This is a genomic window from Cognaticolwellia beringensis (assembly GCF_002076895.1).
Taxonomy (GTDB): domain Bacteria; phylum Pseudomonadota; class Gammaproteobacteria; order Enterobacterales; family Alteromonadaceae; genus Cognaticolwellia; species Cognaticolwellia beringensis.
This window is the reverse complement of the sequence record NZ_CP020465.1, coordinates 2,115,381-2,138,990: the sequence shown is the minus strand read 5'-3', so window position 1 is coordinate 2,138,990 and position 23,610 is coordinate 2,115,381. Positions and strand designations below refer to the sequence as shown.

Annotated in this window: 17 protein-coding genes; 9 read left to right on the top strand and 8 right to left on the bottom strand. The window is 38.1% G+C overall.

Annotated features, from left to right (window positions below):
• Window positions 1-46 precede the first annotated feature (46 nt).
• From B5D82_RS09015 to B5D82_RS08990, 6 genes are all read right to left on the bottom strand, one after another.
• The gene (locus B5D82_RS09015) at window positions 47-2,224 is read right to left on the bottom strand and encodes a TonB-dependent receptor family protein (RefSeq protein ID WP_081154424.1); all 2,178 of its coding nucleotides are present in this window, start codon (window positions 2,222-2,224) and stop codon (window positions 47-49) included.
• A gap of 123 nt (window positions 2,225-2,347) precedes the next feature.
• Complete coding sequence (locus B5D82_RS09010) at window positions 2,348-3,457, bottom strand: glycosyltransferase family 4 protein (RefSeq protein WP_081150953.1); 1,110 nt, start codon at window positions 3,455-3,457, stop codon at window positions 2,348-2,350.
• Between the two features lie 78 nt (window positions 3,458-3,535).
• On the bottom strand, window positions 3,536-5,047 hold the full coding sequence (locus B5D82_RS09005; RefSeq protein WP_081150951.1) for an oligosaccharide flippase family protein: 1,512 nt from the start codon (window positions 5,045-5,047) through the stop codon (window positions 3,536-3,538).
• On the bottom strand, window positions 5,048-6,373 hold the full coding sequence (locus tag B5D82_RS09000; protein ID WP_081150949.1) for an O-antigen ligase family protein: 1,326 nt from the start codon (window positions 6,371-6,373) through the stop codon (window positions 5,048-5,050).
• Window positions 6,370-7,464, bottom strand: a complete 1,095-nt coding sequence (locus tag B5D82_RS08995; protein WP_081150947.1) for a glycosyltransferase — start codon at window positions 7,462-7,464, stop codon at window positions 6,370-6,372. The genes B5D82_RS09000 and B5D82_RS08995 overlap by 4 nt, the downstream gene beginning before the upstream one ends.
• Window positions 7,451-8,581: a glycosyltransferase gene (locus B5D82_RS08990; RefSeq protein ID WP_081150945.1), complete on the bottom strand. Its 1,131-nt coding sequence runs from the start codon at window positions 8,579-8,581 to the stop codon at window positions 7,451-7,453. Before B5D82_RS08990 ends, B5D82_RS08995 begins: the two co-directional genes overlap by 14 nt.
• 319 nt (window positions 8,582-8,900) lie before the next feature.
• On the opposite strand from B5D82_RS08990, the gene B5D82_RS08985 reads away from it, so the two are divergent.
• From B5D82_RS08985 to B5D82_RS08970, 4 genes are all read left to right on the top strand, one after another.
• Window positions 8,901-9,503 carry a sugar transferase gene (locus B5D82_RS08985; RefSeq protein ID WP_157673862.1) on the top strand — a complete coding sequence of 201 codons (603 nt, stop codon included), beginning with the start codon at window positions 8,901-8,903 and terminating at the stop codon, window positions 9,501-9,503.
• Window positions 9,500-10,138 carry an acetyltransferase gene (locus B5D82_RS08980; RefSeq protein ID WP_081150944.1) on the top strand — a complete coding sequence of 213 codons (639 nt, stop codon included), beginning with the start codon at window positions 9,500-9,502 and terminating at the stop codon, window positions 10,136-10,138. The genes B5D82_RS08985 and B5D82_RS08980 overlap by 4 nt, the downstream gene beginning before the upstream one ends.
• A gap of 17 nt (window positions 10,139-10,155) precedes the next feature.
• Window positions 10,156-11,337, top strand: a complete 1,182-nt coding sequence (locus B5D82_RS08975; RefSeq protein WP_081150942.1) for a DegT/DnrJ/EryC1/StrS family aminotransferase — start codon at window positions 10,156-10,158, stop codon at window positions 11,335-11,337.
• A gap of 140 nt (window positions 11,338-11,477) precedes the next feature.
• Window positions 11,478-13,373: a polysaccharide biosynthesis protein gene (locus tag B5D82_RS08970; RefSeq protein ID WP_081150941.1), complete on the top strand. Its 1,896-nt coding sequence runs from the start codon at window positions 11,478-11,480 to the stop codon at window positions 13,371-13,373.
• A gap of 46 nt (window positions 13,374-13,419) precedes the next feature.
• Here the strand turns inward: B5D82_RS08970 and B5D82_RS08965 are convergent, their stop codons facing one another.
• Window positions 13,420-14,544, bottom strand: a complete 1,125-nt coding sequence (locus B5D82_RS08965) for an MltA domain-containing protein (protein ID WP_081150939.1) — start codon at window positions 14,542-14,544, stop codon at window positions 13,420-13,422.
• A gap of 260 nt (window positions 14,545-14,804) precedes the next feature.
• Here B5D82_RS08965 and B5D82_RS08960 point away from each other — a divergent pair, with 260 nt between their 5' ends.
• Window positions 14,805-15,410: a DUF1294 domain-containing protein gene (locus B5D82_RS08960; protein ID WP_081150937.1), complete on the top strand. Its 606-nt coding sequence runs from the start codon at window positions 14,805-14,807 to the stop codon at window positions 15,408-15,410.
• A 77-nt stretch (window positions 15,411-15,487) separates the two neighbouring features.
• Here the strand turns inward: B5D82_RS08960 and B5D82_RS08955 are convergent, their stop codons facing one another.
• Window positions 15,488-18,790: a DEAD/DEAH box helicase gene (locus B5D82_RS08955; protein WP_081150935.1), complete on the bottom strand. Its 3,303-nt coding sequence runs from the start codon at window positions 18,788-18,790 to the stop codon at window positions 15,488-15,490.
• Between the two features lie 508 nt (window positions 18,791-19,298).
• Here B5D82_RS08955 and B5D82_RS08950 point away from each other — a divergent pair.
• The 4 genes from B5D82_RS08950 (at window position 19,299) to B5D82_RS08935 (ending at window position 23,601) form a co-directional block, all read left to right on the top strand.
• Window positions 19,299-20,612, top strand: coding sequence for a DEAD/DEAH box helicase (locus tag B5D82_RS08950; RefSeq protein WP_081150933.1), 1,314 nt, complete (start codon window positions 19,299-19,301; stop codon window positions 20,610-20,612).
• A 94-nt stretch (window positions 20,613-20,706) separates the two neighbouring features.
• Window positions 20,707-21,786: a metalloprotease gene (locus tag B5D82_RS08945; protein WP_081150931.1), complete on the top strand. Its 1,080-nt coding sequence runs from the start codon at window positions 20,707-20,709 to the stop codon at window positions 21,784-21,786.
• A gap of 127 nt (window positions 21,787-21,913) precedes the next feature.
• On the top strand, window positions 21,914-22,318 hold the full coding sequence (locus B5D82_RS08940) for a hypothetical protein (protein ID WP_081150929.1): 405 nt from the start codon (window positions 21,914-21,916) through the stop codon (window positions 22,316-22,318).
• A 110-nt stretch (window positions 22,319-22,428) separates the two neighbouring features.
• The gene (locus B5D82_RS08935) at window positions 22,429-23,601 is read left to right on the top strand and encodes a retropepsin-like aspartic protease family protein (RefSeq protein WP_081150927.1); all 1,173 of its coding nucleotides are present in this window, start codon (window positions 22,429-22,431) and stop codon (window positions 23,599-23,601) included.
• Window positions 23,602-23,610 lie beyond the last annotated feature (9 nt).

Below are 23,610 nucleotides of genomic sequence, written 5' to 3'. Positions count from 1 at the left end.
CAAAAAGCGAGCTCGTGGCTCGCTTTTTTCAATAATCAGCTTTAACTTAAAAACTATATTTATAACCCAACGTTACACTACGTGGTTTACCTGCCATAATCGAACCATGCGCACGTGTCGCCATATATTCTTTATCAAGTAAGTTATCAACACTGAAAGTAATTTCTTGGTTATCCGCAATATTGTAATGCGCGGCCATATCAACAACCGTGTGGCTAGCAATTGCTTCACTAGCAAATACTGCACCTTGTCCAGCAGTAGTGCGCATTTCATCAACATAACGTACTAATATATCGCTGCGCCATTGCTCACCAACAACACCTACACTCAGCTGTAATTGGTTTTCAGGTACGTAAGGTAATTCGTCGCCCACGGTTACATTACCCCAAGTGTCTAAACCTGATTGGAACGAGTTTTGAAACTCTGTGGTAGTAAAGGTATAAGTTAAATCAACCGGAATAGTAAGCGCACCTGCAGCAAATTCATAGCCTGTTTTTACTTCTAAACCCGAAACTTTTACTTCGCCCGCATTATATTGGTTGCCGATATTTTCATCATCACAGCCTTGACTTGCTGTACAGTTGCCATGCATATTTTCATAATCAGAGTAGAAAAATAAAGCTTCACCACTAAACGCCTGCTTGTTATAACGCAAACCTAATTCATAATTAATGCTTTCTTCATTTTCTGTTTTATCGTTACCCGGTGCTGGTGGTGCGAAACCTTTTTGTACCCCACCGATAATGATTAAATCATTATTAACACGGTAAGTTACGGCTAAAGATGGCAATAATACTTCAATATTGTTACTCACATCTTTCTTCAATGGTGCATTTCTATCAATAACACCTTTATCCCAGTCTTTACGAGAAATGGTCATATCTTCATAGCGCAAACCGGCATTGATGATAAAGTCACCAATGGTGTATTCATCATGTACGAATAAGGCAATAGCTTCTGCAGAATCAATACGATTCGAGTCTGCACCATGAATACCCGCTTCAGTGAGTGTCATTTCATAATTTGTATTATCTAAACTGTATTTATTTACCCACTGAAAACGGTCCATTTCATCTTCATGATAACGCGCACCAAATTTTACTTGATGAGCGCCAAAGTCGGCATCTAAAACGGTTTGAATACCTTGAGACTCATAAGCACGGCTGTTAGCTTTTACATCAACACTAATTTCATCATTACCAAAAGTACCATTATCAAACGCAGCAGCGTCATCAATAGCGCCATCACTTAAGCCATTACCGTTAACGCTACTAGTTTTAAACCAGTTACGGCTAAACTCGTTATAGTAAGCTGAAGTGCCTAATGTGAAACGCTCAGATAATTTAATATGATGGTTAATTTGTAATTGTTTATGCTTAGTATCCATATTATCAAGCTGTGAGGCGGAATAACGTGAATATGGACTAGCTTCAAAATCAGCTTCGGTTAATCCCATATAAGTTTCATCAGAGTTTTCATCAGAATACTTTAATTTAAACTCTAATTCTTGATAGTGTTTCGCGTCGGCATCGCTGTTGATCATCACTTTTGCCATGATGTCATTTTTTACAAAACCAGTATCATCACCGGTATGGTTCACACTTTTAAAACCATCAGCTTGGTAACGAAATACTTCGACCACTGAAGAGACATTTTTTCCTGCACCACCAACATAGGCATGTGCTTTAGCAAAACCGTCTTCACCAGCACTAAGGTTAACTTGCCCAGCAAGCGCTTCGTTTGGGATAGTACGCGACAACATGTTTACCACACCGCCGGTTGTACGCGGACCATACATAGCACTTGAGGTACCTTTTAATACTTCAATTTGTTGCATACGGCCAGCGGTTGGAAAGTAATATGCTGAAGGTGCAGAGTAAGGTGCTGGTGCAGCTAAAACACCATCTTCCATTATAGTAACTTTTTCACTACGGTTTTGGCCTGTACCACGCATACCAATGTTTGGACGTAAGCCGTAGCCATCTTCTTCTAATACATAGACACCAGGAACTGATGTTAAGGTACGCATAATATCGGTAAAGTCGAATTTCTCTAATTCTGCCTGAGAAATCATATGAGCACTGCCTGGTACGTCATTAATTGCTTGAGCATTTCCAAAAATAGCTAAATGTTCCATGTCATCATCTGCTGTAGCAGTATTTGACAAAGCACTAACAACAGATAAAGCGATCAAAGCGGGTTGAAAAAGAGAAGAAATTCGCATGCCTAAGCCTATATAAGAATCAATAATTTTAATTGCCCGCATTTAATCACGAAACTAAATAGGAATCAATATCATTTGCATTATTTATCATTTCTAATAGATATAAGCATTTTTTCGTTGTTACTAAATGCCGATAATAGTACCAATCGCTTTATTCACCTGCTTGTCATCAAATTTATCCTCTACCATATGCCGACTTTTATCTGCCATAGACTGCCATTGTTCTGGGTGCTCAATAAACCACATCATACGATTAGCTAAGGCATCAGCATTACGTGTCGGTACTAACCAACCATTCTCGCCATTAATTACGGTGTCTCTACATCCAGTCGCATCAGTTGTGAGTATCGGGCGCCCCATACTCATAGCTTCCAGAACAGTTCTGGGTAAACCTTCATGATATGAAGGTAGTGTATAAATATGGCAAGCTTGAATAAAAGCTTTTACGTTATCAGTTTCTCCTAAATACTGAATATGCCCTTCGTTTTGCCATTGTGTTACTTCAGCAATGCTTATTTTATCCGGTGAACTATCATAAGGCCCCAATAGCTGAAATTTAGCTTCAGGGTAACGCTGTTTCACCATTTTAGCGGCGCTAGCAAATTCTCTAATACCTTTGTCACCTAATAATCTAGCAATAAGTAAGAAAGTTGTTTCTTGTCTTGGCAGTGGCTGTTGTTGGTATTCGTTAATATCAACCCCAGAGCCAAAAACTCGATAACACTTCCCAGACTCAACCAGATCTAATTCAATAAATAATTTACGATTATCTTGATTTTGGAAGATGACACTTTTAACCTTGGCTAAAGAATATTTATACAAACGCTTAACGATAAAGTTGATTAAATTACGTGAGATAGCGCCTTTTTCGAAAGCATATCCTAGCCCTGTGATCATGGCATGAAAATTTTTAAAACCTATCATACGAGACGCAATACCGCCCCAAATAATAGGCTTAATAGTATAGGCAAGAACATGGTCAGGTTGTAATAAATGTAAGGTTTTTTTAATTGCAAATAGTGTTCTAATATCTGCAAAGGGGTTTAAGCCGTTACGCTCGACAGGGTAAGGAGAAAAAGTTGCACCTAACGCTGTTACGTCGGCAACAACACTAGCTGAAGCCGCGGCTGTCATCACAATAACCTCATGTCCTGCCCGAACAAATGTGCTGATCAATGACCCACGAAAGCCAATAATAGAGTTTGGGTAAGCCCCGATAATAACTATTTTCAAAAATACGACCTTAATAACAAAACACGAGCGATTAAAAACTTAATTTGGCATTAATCGCAAAAATTCAAAACTGTTTAATTAACTTTTAAAAACTAATCGGTTGATTTTTTTACGCTCATTTGCCACTAAGCTGACAAAATAACTACATATCGCATAAATAACACCCGTTAGCCCACAGGCAATAAATAATCCTAACCAGGTCGCTGATATATAATCTGATACAAGCATGGCTAAAGCCAACGTTGTTAATATTGCCGGCAATGAATAGCGCAATAGTTCACGATATAAATGCCACATATTCAAGTGAATAACACGATATAAATAAATATTAACCATGATTAACTCTCCCACAAATAAGGCAATTGCCGTGCCCCATGAAGCGCCAATCATACCCATTTTTTTCACTAATATAATTGAAATAACAATATTAGCTAGTGCAGTTACCAGTAGTAATAAACTCCGAATTTTATGCTTGTTCAAGGCTTGTAATACCGCATTAGTAGAGGTTTGAGCTAAAACAAACATCAGTGGCACCATAGAAATTAATGCTACCCAGTACGCTTGTGCAAACTCAGCCCCCACAAATAACTGGATAAATAATTCACCAAAGGCAGCAAATATCACAAAAACATAGCCTAACACTATCATTTGATATCGAGCGATAATGCAAAGCTGTTTCATTAATATGGTATTAGAAACATTTTGATTGACCATTTGCACAATTTTCGGGGTAAATATATTCGAAATAGCACTGGCAAAGGCCATAAAACTGAAAAGTAATTGGCTGCCAATATTAAAAATACCCAATGTTTTACTATTGGTTAACGTACCAATAATTAAGTTGTCTACACGCCAGTTAATTTGGTTAACAATAACGTTGAGGGCAATAAAAGATGAATAAACAAAGATCTCTTTCAACGTCGCTTTGTCAGGTAATTTTGCCTTAAATTGAATATCAATAAATCGCTTAATGTAAATAAATCGAATTAGGCTATGAAGCAGGTTGGTAATGGTATCTATGATTACAATAGCCAAAACGCCAAAGCCTGATTGTAAGCAGGCAACAACAACAATACAGCGAGTGATAAACACCAATATTTCAGTACTTTTTTGAAACCGAAAGCGTTGATAGGTACTAATAATACCGGTAAGAGAATTACTCATTAACGTAATAACCACGTTAACTAATAGCACTAAAAATGCCGTCTGCAATAATTGAATTTCAACTAGGGTCATTGAGTGTTGAAATATAGTCGGTAATTTAAACCAAATAATCAGCCCAATACCGACAACAAATAATGCTAAAGCGCCATATAGCACAATAATACTACTGATAAATTCTGATTCTTTAGTTTTATCGTTATTGGCCTGATAGACAGATAAAAAGCGAATGGTGGTATTTGCCAAGCCAAACTCTAAAACAATTAAATAGCCTGCCAAAGCGGAAACTAGGCTATAAATACCATAATCGCTAACCCCTAAGTGATTTATAATAAAAGGGATTAAAAGCAAAGCAGCAATATTTCGAATCGCTATTGAACAATAACTTAATAATACGCCATTACGCCTTTCACGGCTTAAGTCTGTCATCTAAGTGTCTTTTCTATACGTGTTATAAACGATCAACATTAAAATAAAGTAGCTACTATATTTACCTAAGTTTTGTAGGCTAAAGCAGTACAAAATAAATACGATAATTGGCAACCACGCTAAACGAAAAATATGGCTACTAGCAACGCGATTTCTTTCAGCCCGAAAGCCAAAATAAATATAAGTGGCAAACAGACTGAAACCCACTAAGCCAAAACTTATCACAATTTCAAGCAGTGTGTTGTGCGGCCCCACCACTTCATTAAAAAGGCCGGCCTGTAAAAAGTCATGATTGTAATAGGCTAAGTAACCATTAATACCAGCACCAAACAGCACAAAGTTATAAGGTAGCTCGAAGAAAAGCGTTATGTATGCTTGCAATATATCACTACGAGAGCCAGTTAAATCTGATAAGTTATTACCACTAAACCGAACAAATATATCTAACTCACTCAAAAAAGTAGCTCCGCTGAGCCAATACAGACAAAATAAAATCAACAGACCATTTAATAAAATAAGAAAACGGACAAACATGTCCCCTATCGCTGAACGAAAATAAAAAATGAAATAAGTCATTAAACTCAGCGTCGCGACAATAAAGAAACTACGGGATACGGTTAATGCTCCAAAAGTTAGCATCATCAAAATGATCAGTAAGGTTGATCGCGATATTTTTTCTCTTGGGACAATCGGTAAGTAAAAATAAATCAGTAGCAGGCAAAACAAACCAAAATTATTTGGATCACCCGCTCCACCTGAAAAACGAGAAATAGCATTGATTGAATGTGCATTAGAAAGCACCAAATATTGTTGTATTAAGCCAAATAAAGTTGAAGTAATAACACCGCATAAAAGTGCAAAACGTAATTGCGAAAATGAGCAATACTTATTTCGATCGAACAATAACAAAGACGTGAAAATAAAGAAAATTGACCAACGCACGGTCACAAAAGAAGCCATTAAAGGGTTATAAATAATGTGCGCCAATTCGTAAACCAATACCAACAGCATTAACAATAACCCTGGCTGTGAATATTGTGTTTTTGCAACATGGGTCAGCATATATCGACCAAACATGGCCAAAAAAATACAGGTCAATAGCGAAATTGATATATAAGATGACTGTGTAAACACCTCGGTACAAGGCAGTAAAAAAAACGCTAGCTGAATACTGCGCCCAAATGGCAAGACGAATGCACAGGAAACACCAATGAACACCACAAATAATAACAGCAATTCACTTGAGGTTATCGCATACAACACGATAAGTAGAGCACAAAGCCCAATTTCAATATTAAGTAGCCGCGATAACTTATTTAATATCATTCGATATCACACGAGTTATAAATATCCGTTAATTGCGCTAGCACGCTTTCTGTGGAAAATCCTTTTGTAAAAAATGCCTGAGTAACTTTCTCAGAAGTTAAGTTAACACTAGGTAATTTATTTAGTTGCGCAAGCCAAGGCGACAGGTCTTCAAGCGGATTAAATGAAATTAAATCAAGCCCCATATCTGACGCTTGCGCTATAGTATTTGAAATTAAACAGGGTAAAGCTGCTGCTTGCGCTTCTAATAAAGCCACGGAGATACCTTCAAATAATGACGGCATAATAAAAGCGTCTGCACTTTGCAATAAATGAGGGATTTCGGGTGTTGCTGGTAACAAAGTAAAACGCCCTTGTAAATTTTCGTGTTGAATTTTTTCGGCAAACTCTGCTTTTAATGGCCCTTCACCAACACAGACAAAATGTATCAGTGGATCTAACGCGTTATTCTGCGCGAGCTGTAACAAAAACTGATGATTTTTCACTAGTGAAAAGCGCCCAACATGCAGCACTAATTTTTTATGCTTCGGCAACAAAAATTGCTTTTTTATTTCACGGGTATCGTTCGAATCAGCTAAATATCGTTGCACGGAAATAGCATTGTTAATCACAGTAAAAGGCTTGTGGCCGTATAAAAATTCTCCGGCTTGTTTTCCGCAAGCTAAGTGCACATTACTTGCCCGCATAACAATCGCTTTAAACACCCCCATAAATGGCAACAAAAACTTGTTTTCAACGCCACTGGTATGCGAATGACAAACGCGAACCTTTATCCCCTTTCGTTTAGCAAGCCAGAGTAACACACCATTTTTAAAACTATTATGCACATGTACAACATCATAGCTATGCTCCTTTGATAAAATATCGTTCAATGCCTTTAAGTGCTCAAATGGCTTTTGCTTGATGGTCGGGATAAGGTGAATATTACCCCCTAATGCCAAAATTTCAGTCCTTAACGGGCCATCATTAAAACTAATAAAATCAAATTGGTACATATGGGTATCTAAATGACGATACCAATTCATCACCACGGAAGATATACCACCTAAGGTAAGTGCAGGAATAACTTGTAAGACTCTAATTTTTTTCATGGCGTAAATATGCGTCCAAGTATCGCTGACGAGTAGCAGATAAACTATATCCTCGACGTTCAAATTGTTGATCTGTTTCCACCTTACTCACCGGTGAAATCAAGGCCTGTCGTTGAATCGCATCGACCCATTCATCAAGCGGTAAACTCAAATCAATATATAGACAAAGCCCTAAACCAATATCCGCTTCCAGAGGGATGCCCGCTGACAGCACACAAGGTAAACCGGCAGCTTGCGCCTCTAACGCTGCCACTCCAAGCCCTTCGCTTTTTGAGGTCATCACCATGACATCAAATAAAGACAACAACTGATCAACGTCAGCTCTTTTGCCCCAAAACCTGACGTTTTTTTCTAAACCTAATCGTTGAACTTGCACTTGCATTGCTTCGTTTAGTTCACCGTCGCCAATCAAATGTAAACAAAAGTCGTTATTTTTTTGTGCTAATTGATGCATAACATCTAACAAAAAAAAATGATTTTTAACCGTATAGAAACGACCGACACAAACAATATTAAGTACTTTTGGATCAAGGTCGTAGAGTAATTTTTCATCCTCTTTAACCCATTGTTTGTGTCTTATTTTACGAAAATCAAAAGCATTTGGCACAACGCTAAAAGGTGCTTTGTTACCGTATAAAAACTTGCCGGCATCAGTTGAAATCGCAAATCGGCTAGTCGCAAATATTGCACTTAACTTTCTGCCAACTAACAACATAATTCTGGTTGGTAAATTATCTGCACCGGTGCTGGTATTGCGGGCATGGGTTATTCGAGCTGAAATTCCAGCCACAAAAGCAATAAAAACACATAAGCCAGAATAGTAAGAGGTATGAGCGTGAAGCGCAGTATACTGCGGCTTTACTTTCAAAAGTTGATACAATTGCCAAAGGCTTTTTATCATGGAATTTCGCGGGCTATCAATCACGTGAACCTGCCCGCCTTTAGCAATAACCTCATCGGTAAAGTAGCAGTGTTCGTTGGTCATAATTACAAAATCATTCACCAAAATATTAGCATCTTGGCTACGAAATAAATCCATTATGCGACTTTCAGCACCGCCAAGATTTAAGTTCATAAATACATGCAAAACGCTTTGCTGCGCAGTATTCTTCAACATATTAAGCCTTAGCCTTTATAATTTAATCTAACAAGAGACATGGGCGAAATTGCGTTAGCAGCAAGCACATTTAAATCAAATGCAAAATTAACACGGCTAAAGTGAAGCGTGAGCTTAGATAAGGCAGATGTTTTTTTGAAATAGCAGCAACGTAATAAATAATATAAACGAACAACAGCGTGCATAAGTAGACTTAGATATGAAAATCAATTTGTTATTATTGTACTGTTCAATTTACTCCTGTTATATTGGAAAATAAAGTCAAAAAGCGAAAACGGAACATTGCAGCTTTCGGTTTCCTGATTGCTGACTAGTTATTATGTATAAAATAATCAAACGCACTATAGATATATTAGCCGCTTTATTTACGCTAATTATACTCTCACCTTTATATCTTATTATTACCCGTAAAGTCGCTAATAACTTAGGTAAGCCGGTCATATTCAGCCAACAAAGGCCAGGTTTGAATGGCAAGATATTTACCATGAAAAAATTCCGTTCCATGCGAGATGCGCAAGATAAAAATGGTGTTCCATTACCCGATAATCAGCGCTTAACCGAATTTGGTATAAAACTAAGAAACTCAAGTTTAGATGAACTGCCAGGGTTATTTTCGGTGTTAAAAGGCGATATGAGTTTGGTCGGACCAAGGCCCTTGTTGGTTGAATACTTGCCACTATATTCCAAACAGCAAGCAAGAAGACATAACGTTAAACCCGGCATTACAGGCTGGGCGCAGGTTAATGGACGAAACGCGATCAGCTGGCAAGAAAAATTTGAGCTCGATGTTTGGTATGTAAATAATCAGTCTTTATGGTTAGATATTAAAATTATATACCTCACGATTCAAAAAGTTTTCTCGCAAGCTGATATCAGCGCCAGCGAGGAAGCGACAATGAAAAAGTTTACAGGTCAACAATGAAAAATAATAATACCTTAGTCATTATTGGCGCTGGCGGCCATGGTCTTGTCGCAGCTGATTGTGCAGAAAATATCGGCCACTACAATGAGATTATTTTTCTCGACGACTGTTTGGAAAAACTTAAAGATAAAAACCACTGGCATATTGCTGGGCCTATCGACAGCTGGGTTGAATATGATGAAAACGTTAACTTTATCGTAGCCATTGGCAATAACACGATACGAGCAAGTATATTGCAGCAGCTATCTGCCGCGAACCGTTGCTTAGCGACATTAATTCACCCGACAGCCTTTATCAGCAAACATAGTTATATCGGCCCAGGCGTGGTTATTTTTGCCAATGCCGTGGTAAATATCGGCGCACGTATCGACGAGGGTTGCATTATTAATACTGCTGCGACTATCGATCATGACTGTCATATCCAAGCTTATTGTCATATTTCTCCGGGGGTTAATATCGCTGGTGGTGTTAATGTTGGCAAATTGTCTTGGTTAGGTATTGGCAGCAGTGTTGTCGAATATATTACTCTTGCCCAAAACACGCAGTCTGGTGCCGGTGCGGTGATAACAAAACCTACCCAGAGCAATAAACTTTATTTGGGCGTACCTGCCCGCCCTGTTCGTTCACTTATTTAAACTTTATAGGATCACCTGTGCTCAATACGCAACTTTCCCCATGGCCGAGCTTTAGCGAAGAAGAAATTACAGCCGTTAGCCAAGTATTACAGTCTAATAAAGTTAACTACTGGACCGGCCAACAAGGGCGAGAATTTGAAAAAGAGTTCGCTGCTTACACTGATAGTCAATATGCCGTAGCGGTTGCAAATGGCACTTTAGCGTTGGACCTTGCTTTGAATGCTTTAGAGATTGCTGAAGGCGATGAAGTCATTGTTACTTCAAGAACTTTTATCGCGTCGATAAGTAGCATTATTAACGCTGGCGCCACACCTATTTTTGCCGATGTTGAACTTGATAGCCAAAACATCAGTGTAACGACAATTAAAGCTGTATTAACAGAAAAAACCAAAGCGATTATTTGTGTTCACTTAGCTGGCTGGCCTTGTGAAATGGACGGCATAATGACGCTAGCCGAACAAAATAATCTCTATGTTATAGAAGATTGTGCCCAAGCACATGGCACAAAATATAAAGGCAGATCCGTGGGTAGCATTGGCCATATCGGCGCTTGGTCGTTTTGCCAAGACAAAATAATGACCACAGGCGGCGAAGGCGGCATGCTCACCACCAATGACAAAACGCTGTGGAGTAAGGCTTGGGCCTTTAAAGATCATGGCAAATCCTATGCCGCTGTTTATGAAAAACAACATGCTCCAGGTTATCGTTGGCTACACGAAAGCTTTGGCACCAATTGGCGACTAACAGAAATGCAATCGGCTATTGGCCGTATTCAACTCAAGCGCATGCCCACGTGGACAAAAATTCGTAATGAAAATGCTGAGAAAATATTTCAAGTCTGTCGACTATACCCTTGGTTAGTCGTGCCAACAGTGCCTAATTATATCGTTCATGCTTATTACAAATGTTACGTCTTTGTTGATTATGACAAAGTCCCCGAGGGCATCTCTCGAGACGACATTATGAATATCATCAACGAGTTCAATGTGCCTTGTTATTCAGGTACCTGCTCTGAAGTGTATAAAGAAAAAGCTTTCGATCAAACCGGTCTTCAGCCTAAAGTAGCATTGAAACATGCTCAATCTTTAGGTGAAACTAGCTTAATGTTCTTAGTGCATCCAACATTGACTGAAAGTGAAATGAATACTGTTTGCCAAAGGCTGAGCCAAGCGCTTGATATTATTAGTAACAAGGCATAAAGACATACCTTGACATTAAATCATTGCAACATATTGTTAAATTAAGTAATGACAATGTAACAATATGTTGCAAGAATACCTGCCAAAGATCGTTAATGCAGTTTTTGCGTTGAAAACGACGTGTAGTAGAGTATATTTTCATGGTTAGACCAATTGATTTAATTCCGAGTCCTATTAAGTTGTTACTTGCATTAACCTACGACTTATTTTCTCTTGCTGTAGCATTCTATTTTGCTTACATAATCCGGTTAGGTATTGATAATATTGAGTTCTCTCGGTTCGAAAATATTGCGTTTATCTGTGTTGCGATATCAACCTTAGCATTATTCTACCTCTTTGATGTTTACAACTCATTCGTCCGATTTTTCAATGCTAAAGCCTTACTGAAAATACAGCTCTTATTAATTATTGGCTGTATTATTTTCTACTTATGTAGCCTTGTTTTCGATGCTTTTATCCCACGCTCTGTGCCAATCGTTTTTTTTGTTATTGCGAGTATACAAATTGCTGGCGCTAGGGCCTTGGTAAGCCTAATTTCTAGAAAACATTTGTTTGATGAACGTGAAGGCGTGGTTATTTATGGTGCCAGTAGTGCAGGTAGGCAGCTAGTTCACGCTTTATCACTAGGTAAAAAATATCAACCTCTGGTCTTTTTAGACGAAAAAAAACGCTATGTCGGCCGACGTGTTTTAGGGTTAAAAATTCATTCTCATCACAATATTGCCAAACTTATTAAAAAGCATGGTCAGTTCAAAGTGTTGATTGCGATTCCAACCGTTGATCCTGCTCGATTAAAACAAATCGTAGCGCATTTAGAGCCTTATGCCCTTGAGCTTTTGATCGTACCCGACATGTCTGACATTGTTTCTGGCAAGCGTAATATCGATGAACTAAGAGAAGTATCAGTTGACGAATTATTGGGTCGTAAACCCGTTGAACCCATTGCAGAATTATTGAGCGCAAATATTACTGATAAAATTGTGATGGTTTCTGGTGCCGGCGGCTCTATCGGTAAAGAGCTCTGTCGACAGATTGTATTAAACAAGCCTAAAGCTTTGATATTACTTGATGTTAGTGAAGCATTACTTTATGAAATTCACCAAGAGTTAAGTGAAACGTTAGCAGAAAAATATAATAGCTTGCACGTTGAACCTCTGATCGGCAATGTGCAAAATGGCATGCTGATGAGCCATATTTTTAATAAGCACAAAGTACAAACCATCTACCATGCAGCAGCATACAAGCACGTACCTATGGTAGAGAACAACGTAATAGCCGGTGTAACAAATAACGTTTTAGGCACTTATGAAATCGCACAAGCGGCTATTTATTGCGAAGTTGAAACCTTTGTACTTATTTCTACTGATAAAGCTGTAAGACCGACCAATGTTATGGGGGCCACCAAACGCTTAGCTGAGCTAGTGCTGCAAGGGTTTGCAAAAAAGGAGCACAATACACGCTTTATTATGGTGCGCTTTGGTAATGTATTAGGTTCTTCGGGATCGGTGGTGCCGCTATTTAAAAAACAGATCAAAAACGGTGGCCCAATTACCATTACACACCCAGATATCATTCGTTACTTTATGACCATTCCTGAAGCCGCACAATTAGTTATTCAAGCAGGTGCTATGGGAACAGGCGGAGATGTTTTTGTTTTAGACATGGGTAAACCAGTCAAAATAGTTGACCTAGCTTACAAGATGACGCACTTAATGGGCTTAACCGTTAAAGACGCCACGAATCCCAATGGTGACGTTCCAATACTTTATAGCGGGCTGCGCCCTGGTGAAAAACTTTTCGAAGAATTACTGATTGGCGATCATCCTAGAAAAACCCAACATCAACGTATTTTCACCGCCAATGAGCGCTCATTACATTACAGCGAGGTCGCAAAAATCATTCACCAGCTAAAATTGGCTATGTGTGATGAAGACGAAGCCGAAATTCGTAAAATCCTTATCGCTGCGCCACTAGACTATCAACCAAAAAATAGTCTAAATATCGTAAAAAAAACCAAAGCGCTTGTAGCCAGCTAGCATAAATTTATTTTCTGAGGTTGTGTACAATAATCAAATACACGCTTTAAGGCTTCATCAGCAATAACCAAGCGTTAGCGTAATCAGGTAAATGCTTATTAGCTTGATGGTAATCTTCCCAGCCGTAATAACTATCAGCTAATAAGTCGAGCTGAAATAAATTATTATCAAATGCGCCACCTTGATCAGAGAGTACGCCCAAGCGTGATATGTTTTCATCCGCTTGTCGGTAGCTCACCATAAACAACTTACCTAAGCCAAGCTCAGCCACATTTCCTGCAAAAGAAACTTGCGGCGTGATCGCTATTTTACTGTCAAGCGTTTCTCCATAACCCATAATGCTTGGCACTTCTGAAAAATACCAATAACGTGCTTGTTCACGCTTACCTATCGCGTAATCATAGGCAATACCGTTATTACGATGAACATTAAAATAGCGTCGCGTGCCATTAACATCAACCACACCTGTACCTTGCAATAACACATCATGCAACGCTTCTTCGGTTAGCCAAATTAATGCTTTAGCTAATTTTTTATCATTTAAAACGCCAGCAATAATTTCTTGTCGAGTATATTTATTGCGGGTAATGGTTAAATCATTATTCGCTTCAGTTAACGTTAAACCTAATTCATCATAAGGCAGCGAATACAGTGCCTGATTATAGACTTGAGTTTTTACATCACTGGCGGTTAATAATTTAGTGTAATACTTAGTTAAAAATATTTTGTCACTGGGAATAGCGTTTAGCATGCTAGTTTTTCTTGCATTCGTGCTTTTTATAGCAATTTTTCTTGCTGTTGCCGTATCAGGAGTCCAGCGATAAAAATCAAAGTTATCAATTAAAAATCGCTTATCATGCAACCGACTTTGGCGCTTAGCTCGAACATCTTCGCGATATGTTTGACAGATAAATTCCAGGGTTTTTTCCACCTGAGCAAGCGTCACATTTTCATCAAATACTTTACCCGCATGCACAGCAAACTTATCTTCTGGAGTATGAGTTATATAGTGTTTAGTTTCCTTTGCAACATCACACAAAGCACTGGCTTTAAAACTCGCCATTTTTCCTAACTCAGGCGTTTTATCGAGGTTAAAAAATTTAGGCGATGCATGGGCAGAATAATGAAAAGTGAGAAAAATTAACGTTAACAAAGATAAACAAGGCTGCATAAGGAAAAGTCATAAAGTGAAAAGTGCCACCATGGTATGACAATCAGAAAAGCTACGCTAGCTTGCTCACTCACAAATTTTTAATAAAATGTAGTTGTAAGTTTTCACATACCAAAAAATTTGTTTTCAGTTATAGTTTTTTATTCAATGTTATGAGATATTTGCACTTAATATCAACATGTAGATTCATTGATATAATACCATTATTCAACTTGGTATAAACTCATCAGGATGATGCAAAGTAGCAAGGACAGAAAGATATGCGCTTTAAAGGGAAATTAATTAAATGGCATGCTGATAAAGCTTTTGGTTTTATTGCACCCAATGGCGGTGGCAGCCATGTTTTTATACATAAATCTGCTTTTACTAATAAAAATAGAGTACCGAAAGTTAGTGAAGTCATTACTTTTTCAATCACAAAAGATAACGCCGATCGATACTGCGCTTGTGACGCAACCTTTGCAGGTGAAAAGCTAAAGAAAAAACAGTCAAAAAAAATCAGTCAATTCTCTATTTATTTACCCTTACTATTTTTAGCCACTATCATCATCACTTATACCCTAGGCCATTTACCGCAAAAAATAATGTACGGGTATATCGGGTTAAGTGTCATAACTTATCTAACCTACGCCTTCGATAAATCAAAAGCTCAGCGCGGAGCATGGCGAACATCAGAAGGCACACTACACCTACTTGCTCTAGCGGGCGGTTGGCCTGGTGCGGCCTTAGCGCAACAACACCTAAGGCATAAATCTTCTAAGCAAGAGTTTCGAAATGTTTTTTGGCTGACGGTAATGCTGAACTTAGGTGTTTTAATATGGCTGCATACATCTGCAGGTACTAAATATTTAACATTACTAACATGATAGAGCTTTGAAAGAGATTATTTCAAAGGCATACGGCAAGATAATACCTACTCATTCAATAGGTATTATCTTTTATGTTAGCTAAGTGGTGCAAGCAAAGAGTTTAAAATATCATCAGTTAAACTCAGTTTATTATCACTCACTTCTTCAGATAATAACGCTTTTGCTAGCGCGGCTTTATTCTGCTGTATTTTTTGAATCTTTTCTTCTATTGAATTTTCAATAATATATTTATAAACAAAAACAGGTTTGTTTTGCCCAATACGATGTGCTCTGTCAGTGGCTTGGTTTTCTACCGCAGGGTTCCACCATGGGTCAAAATGAATAACGGTATCGGCTGCTGTTAAGTTTAAACCCACACCACCTGCTCGCAAGCTAATCAAAAATACTGGGACTTCACCACGTTGAAACTTATCAACCACTTCTTGTCTTTTGGTGGTTGAGCCGGTTAATTTAACATAACCAATGCCCGCATCTACCAACTCGTTTTCTATTAAAGCGAGCATACTGGTAAACTGAGAAAATATCAGTATTTTACGACCTTCATCAATTTGCTCAGGCAGAGTTTCCATTAAATAATCCAGCTTAGCGGATTGGTTTACTTTTTTAGCTCCTTCAAGCGACAATAACTTGGGGTGATTACAGACTTGTCTCAACTTCAGTAACGCATCCAACACTTCTATCTGACTGCGTTTTAAACCTTTATCCGCAATAATATCTTTTAAGCGACTGTCCATCGCTAAACGCACCGACTCATAAAGCTCAGCCTGTTTACCTTCAATACGCAAGGTTTGAATAATTTCAGTTTTTTGTGGTAGCTCTTTAGCAATTTTATCTTTGGTTCTGCGTAAAATAAACGGTTTAATACGCTGGTTTAATAACTGCTTACGCTCATGATCACCGTGCTTTTCTATCGGTGTTCTAAACAGTTTAGTAAATTGTCTTTGTCCGCCTAAAAATCCCGGTAGTAAAAAATTAAATTGCGCCCAAAACTCACCTAAATGATTTTCCATAGGTGTACCCGTTAAGCACAATTTATGCTGCGCTTTAAGTGACATAAACGCTTGGTATAACTTCGTTTTGGTGTTTTTTATATAATGGGCTTCATCAAGAATAAGGTAATAAAAATTTTGCTCAGCATAATGCTCTAAATCTTTAATAATTAACGCATAGCTGGTAATGATGATATCAACCTGCGTTCCGCCTTCTGCAATACTTTCAAAGCAATCAAAATGCTGCTGGCGTTTACCACCGTGTAATACCTGATAAGACAATTGCGGGGTAAATTTTTCTATTTCATTCGCCCAGTTAAAAATAACACTGGTGGGTGCAACAATTAATACCGGCTTATTTAATCGACCTTGCTGTTTTTCAATTAACAAGTGCGCCAAGGCTTGAATAGTTTTACCTAAACCCATGTCATCAGCCAAAATACCGTTTAATTGATATTCTCTTAAAAACTGTAACCAATTTAGCCCTTGATGCTGGTAGGTTCTTAAAGTAGCGTTTAAACCACTCGGCACCGGCACAGTGGTAACTTGTTGGAAGTCTTTTAGTTTATCCGCCAACGCTCTTAATTTACTAGTGCCTGTAGCGATCATACCTTGGTCATCTAACATCGATAACGTTTGATGACCTTGAAAGCGCGAAAGCTCCATGGTGCCATCTTTATTTAAGGCATTGGGCATAAACAGCTCAATAAATTGTTTTAATATTGGCTGTACGCTTTGATAACGCAAGGCAACAAAATCACCATTTTCCAGATCAACATAAATAGGTGAATCTGGTTCGATCAGCTGCTCTTTTTCGCGGTCAAGCAACGCTGACTTTGGTAATTGTTCTATAGCACCAAGCAAGATAGGAAATGCCGGCATTCTTTTACCATCTATGGTTAAGTTTAACCCTAATGAGAAAAAGTCGTGGTCATCAGTTTCAATGACTTCAGCATCAAAGACACTATCCGTGCTCAGTGCCTTATAATAAAAATTATCAGCAAAGCTAATGTGCCAACCTAAGTCTTTAAGTAATTGTAATTCTTGATGTAAGAAGTGATGCCAGAAAAATCGCCCTTGCATCAGCATAGAAAACTTAGGTACTTTATCTTTATTCAAGTAGTCTTCATTGGTAAAGGTGTAACGCTTAGGTTTGGGCTGAGCGATAAATTTTAACGTGGTCAGTTTATCAATAACCATTTGCTCAAAGGCCAAATCTCGATACAGCTTTATCTTGCTATCAGTCAGGTTTGATGGCGATACCGTAACACGCTCATTATGCGGATTAACTAAACTTCCTTGATAAGAGAAATTAACCCTTACATTACCGGATTGCGGATTCGCTTCTGCCGGGGTTGAAAAGTGCAAATATACTTCGGGTTTTGTTAGCTCTTGTGAGTACTCTGTTTTTGGCTTAGGCAAACGCTGTACCGCGTCACCTAACGACATAGACAGCTTACTCATGATCCAAGGTAATTTATCTTCTTCAAAAATGGGGGAATTAAGTAAGTCTGCTTCAAAATCACATTGAGTATTGGTATTAATTTTTCCAAAGCAATTTTGGTCTTCATCGTAATAACAAAGCGGTTGCGCTTTAATAATAAGAACACTGCTTGAAGGTTGCATAAAAACAAGCTGTAAGGTGTGTAAGTGATTACCCAATGATAACCATTGCCATTGTGCCTCTAATGGCTCACCTAAAGTAACCGCTTCGTTCAAGTCGTAGTTAGTATGCCAAAAGCAGCGATTAGTTTTTATAATACGTTCAAATAAATCAAAATACTTAATGTTATCGCCAAATTGATTAGTGCGTATAAGCTCAGTGAGTACATCAACATCTTCATTATTAGCGTAAGCACTATTAATTAATGAACTTGCCGTATGCTCACTGCCAAGCGACTGACTCCAGCCGCCACTATTTTTTGGTCGAGCCGATTTAATCCCTAAAGTGTAATAATCATCGTCGTTATAGCTATTAGGCTTTAAAAAATATAATAATGATTTTTGTTGGCTATTAGGTTGATATCTACTGGGCTGAGCTTGAAAGCGGTTAAGCCATTTATCAATGACTTTTTCAGATGATGCGGTATTATTTTGATCAAAGTGTTCATGAATAAAACACTGTGCTAAGGCTGCACCATGTTTACAGTCTCGACCAATATAACAATCACAATAACTGGCAATATCATCATATTTACCTTCGAAGACTAAACGCGTTAAATAACTCGACTGGTTAGAGCGCTCACTAGACACTACACCACGAATTGTTTCACCATCAAGGGCGCAGGTTTTAATGCCTTTAGACTGAAAAATTCTCGTGCCTTTTTTCCATTCATTTTTAGTAAAGTGTTGCTCAAGCAATTCAGGGGTAAAGGTGTTTTTAGCCATAAGGTTTTAATTATTAAGAACTCAAATAGATGGATAAGTTGAAAAGTCAGGTCGTTATCTCTTCTCAATAAGATGAAAGTATCAATAGAATGACAAATATCAATTACAGCAATATAACCTGTTACGGTTTGCAGCTAATAGCGGATTACTCATATTTCATACGAATAATACCACTGAGGCTTACAACCTTCAATGCAGCTTATTATCCCAATGCTAAAAAACGGTCTAAGCAGCCTTGAATTAGGCTGTAAAACATTATACCAATTGAATTAAGTAATTAACCTATTATAGATGAGGATAAATATTTAAGAACCAGGCACTTGATTGAGTAATAGCTAGCTATTAGGATTGAACGTAACGCAGATATTGATTATTTAGACCATGTTAGAATGATGGATTATTTATTTAAATGGGTATAGATCAGAGTTTCAGCAATTTCACTAACTAAACAGGTCATAAATACGCTAAAATAGTCAGTTATTATCTTAGCTTTGAGCCCTTTATATTAATGTCTTCTGTCACAACGCCAGCCAATTTTACAGAACTTGGCCTTATCCCACCTTTGTTAGCGCGCTTAACGGAGCTGGAATATCAACAGCCAACGCCCATTCAAGCGCAAGCTATTCCAAGTATATTAGCCGGACGTGATTTAATTGCTGGGGCAAATACCGGTTCGGGTAAAACGGCCACTTTTGCATTACCTCTTTTGCAAAAAATTCACGAAAAACAATTATCGAATAGTGAAAAAAACCCTAAAGGTAACTACGTTACTGGCCTTATTTTAGTGCCAACTCGTGAATTGGCTAAGCAAGTGGCAGACAGTATTAAATCTTATGCGGTGCATTTTAACGGCGCGATTAAAACAGTAGCCGTTTTCGGTGGTGTCTCAGCCAATACGCAAATGCTGGCATTACGAGGCGGCAGCGACATTCTGGTAGCAACCCCAGGGCGGTTGCTCGATTTAATTTCAAGTAATGCCATTAAGCTCGACAGGGTTAGTACCTTAGTGCTTGATGAAGCCGATAGAATGTTAAGTTTAGGCTTTACTGAAGAATTATCTGCGCTGTTAGCCTTATTACCAAAGAAAAAACAAACCTTATTATTTTCAGCAACGTTCCCTGAACAAGTCAAAGCATTAACCCAAGAGTTACTTAATAATCCTATTGAAATACAAGTACAAAGTGCCGATGCTAGCACCTTAGTGCAACGGGTATTTAGCGTCAATAAAGGTGACAAAACAGCGGTATTAGCCTATTTGATTCAACAACATCAATGGCGACAAGCACTTATTTTTGTTAACGCTAAACATCATTGTGAACACCTAGCTGAAAAACTCGCTAAACGTGGCATTACCGCGGCTGTCTTTCATGGCGATAAAGGTCAAGGCGAACGAAGCCGAGTACTTGACGGATTCAAATCAGGCGAGATTGACGTATTAATTGCCACGGATATTGCTGCCCGAGGTTTAGACATCGAAAAGCTGCCAGTCGTGATCAACTTTAACTTACCCAGAAGCCCATCAGACTATATGCACCGTATTGGTCGAAGTGGCCGAGCGGGAGAGGTTGGCTTAGCAATATCATTGATCGACTATGAAGATTATCATCATTTTAAAGTGATAGAAAAGAAGCATAAAATCCGTCTTGAACGTGAGCAAGTGGAAGGTTTTGAAGTTGATGATGTTATTAACGACGCACTATTAGCTGAACTACTAGCTGAAAGTAAACCCATGGCAGCGCCAGAAGGTAGCGGCAAGAAAAAACGCAAAAAGAAAAACACAATTAATGCTGATATTTGGGCTGGTCATTCAGATCCTGAATAACTTATGGTGTTTCACGCTGCTTTTTTCAATTATCCTTGCCGTTATAGTAAATGTAATCATAAACGGGCAAGGCTTTATATACTGAGTCAATGAAGTGCAACTATTAGAAATAGACTGTTTAGGCAAAAAACTACGATTAGAAGGTTCAATGGCCGGATGGCAAGCGCTATTTTGGGACGATCAATGTGTCTCACAAATTAATGCCAATGCTGACGGTGATGAATTTTCACATAAATTTTCCTTACAAAGTGAGCAAGGCGAGTTACCCGTGGAGCTTAATGGATCACTGCAGTGGCAACCATTTGCGCTGCAATTTCAGTTGTTAGTTAATAACGAAAGGTTGCACGATAATACGCTGCATGAAAAAGACATAGAGCAACGAAAAATTACTCAAGGCACAAAACAACCAATAAAATTTAGTTTCATTGGTATGGCTGGTCTAGGCTTAAAATTATTTAAAAGTGCCAAGGTAATTAAAGTGCTATTTGCTGCCGGCAGTTTAGCGGCTTATAGCTGGTTATTCTCAATTGAATTTGCCATTGCCCTTATTCTTTGCCTTGTGTTTCATGAATATGGTCACATCAAAGCAATGAAGTACTTTGGTTTAAAAACTAAAGGTATATACCTCATTCCGTTTGTCGGCGGTTTAGCGCTCAGTGATGACAAAATTAATACCCGTTGGCAAGATATCGTTATTTCGATCATGGGACCCTTTTTCGGTTTAATACTGTCTATCGCCTGCTTAATTGGCTATTGGTTAACCGATTTAGAAATACTCGCCGGTTTAGCGGTATTTAATGCCCTACTCAATTTATTTAATTTATTACCTATATTGCCGTTAGACGGCGGACACGTGCTAAAAAGCATCGCGTTTTCAATCAACTCTAAAGTAGGTTTAGTCGCTTGTATATTAGGTGCTGCACTAGGTGTTTATATCAGTTATTACTTTGGTTTAGCGCTGTTAGGTTTTTTACTCGCTCTTGGTAGCATTGAAATATTTTTTGAATATAAACGCCGACATTTAAGCGAGTTACTGCCACTTAATCGCTATGCTCAAATTGTATCAGCGTTATGGTATGTCCTTACCGTAGGCGGTTTAAGTGCCATTATTTATCTGGTTGGTCAAACAGGTAATGAAGCACTTTCGGTGCCACTCAAGATATTAGGTAGTTAATCGCCAGCATTGATTTTCAAGGCATACAACAGCTGCAGTTCGGCATTTATACCGTCAGATTTATTTGATAATATTGACTGAGTTAATCCTATGAACTCAGTCAATATTATGTCACAAGGAACAGAGTGTGATTTCAAAAAAAGTAAGAGAATTATTTGTCTCTTTAATGGCAGCAACCGATGACACAGCCGTTGTTTATGATATTGAAACTGAACAATACAGCGGTTTTTTCAATAGCGCAGTTGTTGATAAGTATATTGAACTAGGTGCACTTGAACTTGTTGAAAATGACACGGGTGCGACCATTATTTTGCTTAATAATCGTGATGATTTTTTGAGTTCATTCGCTGCAGGCGTAAGAGAAGCGAAGAATGGTAGTGATCAGTCGTATGCTGACTACAACGCCAATCCCTTTGCTTTTTCTGTAGGCTTTGAGCATTTCCATCAAATATCGAAGAAAAAAAGACAGTTAATGGGTTATATCTGCCATGGTTTTGAAAGAGATGATACCGGTTTAGTGCATCAGCAATAATACTATTACGTGCTGTTATCATTTATGATTTTGAGATATTGTTAATGCGTAACCTAAGTGTAACTGCATTGTTTTTACAGTGACAATTATCAGTGCTTTTGGAAGAAATCATGTGGCGTATAACTTTATTTATTGGCTTAGTCTATTCAGTACTGCTGAATGTTTATCTGTTTATACAATTAAACATACGCACGATCGAAACAAAAATTCAGCAAGAACCTCATGTAAACCTACCGCAACGTCTAGCACCTATAAAAGAAGATAATAACAAAAATAGCCTTATTGAGAAGACTAAAAACGCACAACAGCTCGCGAACAACATTAAAGATGCCATTAATGAGAGAGACTATTTAAACGCAAGTTATTTGATAAATACCTTAGCTAATGATCATGAAATGGCATTGCCGGACGTAAGGCTATTTTGGTTACATGCAACCGTGGCATTAATTCACCAGAAGTTGTTTACTGATGCGGAAAATTCGATCAGTGCTTATTTGGAATTCCAGTCTGACGACAGTGATTTTCTTTATCAACAAGTTGACTTATATTGGCAACAGCAATTGCCTTTACTGGCGATTAAGCATGCCTATGAAGTGCAATATCATGTATTTAATGAAGTTGAAAAACGTAATGCGCTAAACTTTGCCAGAGATCTTGTTCAGCAACAAATTGATGTGCTAATAAACAACAATCACTGGCTTGAATTAAGAAGACTGATTGAAGAAGCGACTTTATTTGATCCCGAAAACCTTAATTTACAATGGTTTTTTGTTCGCGCACAATACCAGCTGGGCGAATTTGACTATGCACGTAACGCTATTGAGCCTTTGCTCATTCAGCCTAATTATAAAATAAAAGCACAAGCTCTATTAGCTAAAATTGAAATCGCGTTAAGAAAACCTCAAAGCATTCCGTTAAGCCGTCAAGGTGAACACTTTATTGTGCAGGCCAACATTAACAATACTTTTAGCGTCTCGTTAATGTTGGATACTGGAGCCAGTATTTCATTGTTATCTGAACCGGCCTATGAAGCATTAAGGCAATATTCAGAAGTTACTTATATTAAAGACGTTAACCTTAATACGGCTGGGGGCTTAGTAACCGCCAGCATCTACCAAGTAGCTGAATTTGCTATACAAGGTTATAGCGTTAGCGACTTTATTTTTGCCGTAAGTCCTTATATTAGTGCCGGTAATGATGGCTTATTAGGGATGAATTTTTTAAAAGCATTTGATTTTCACATTGACCAAAGCAACAGTTTCTTAATTTTAAAGAATAAATGACAAGCTAAT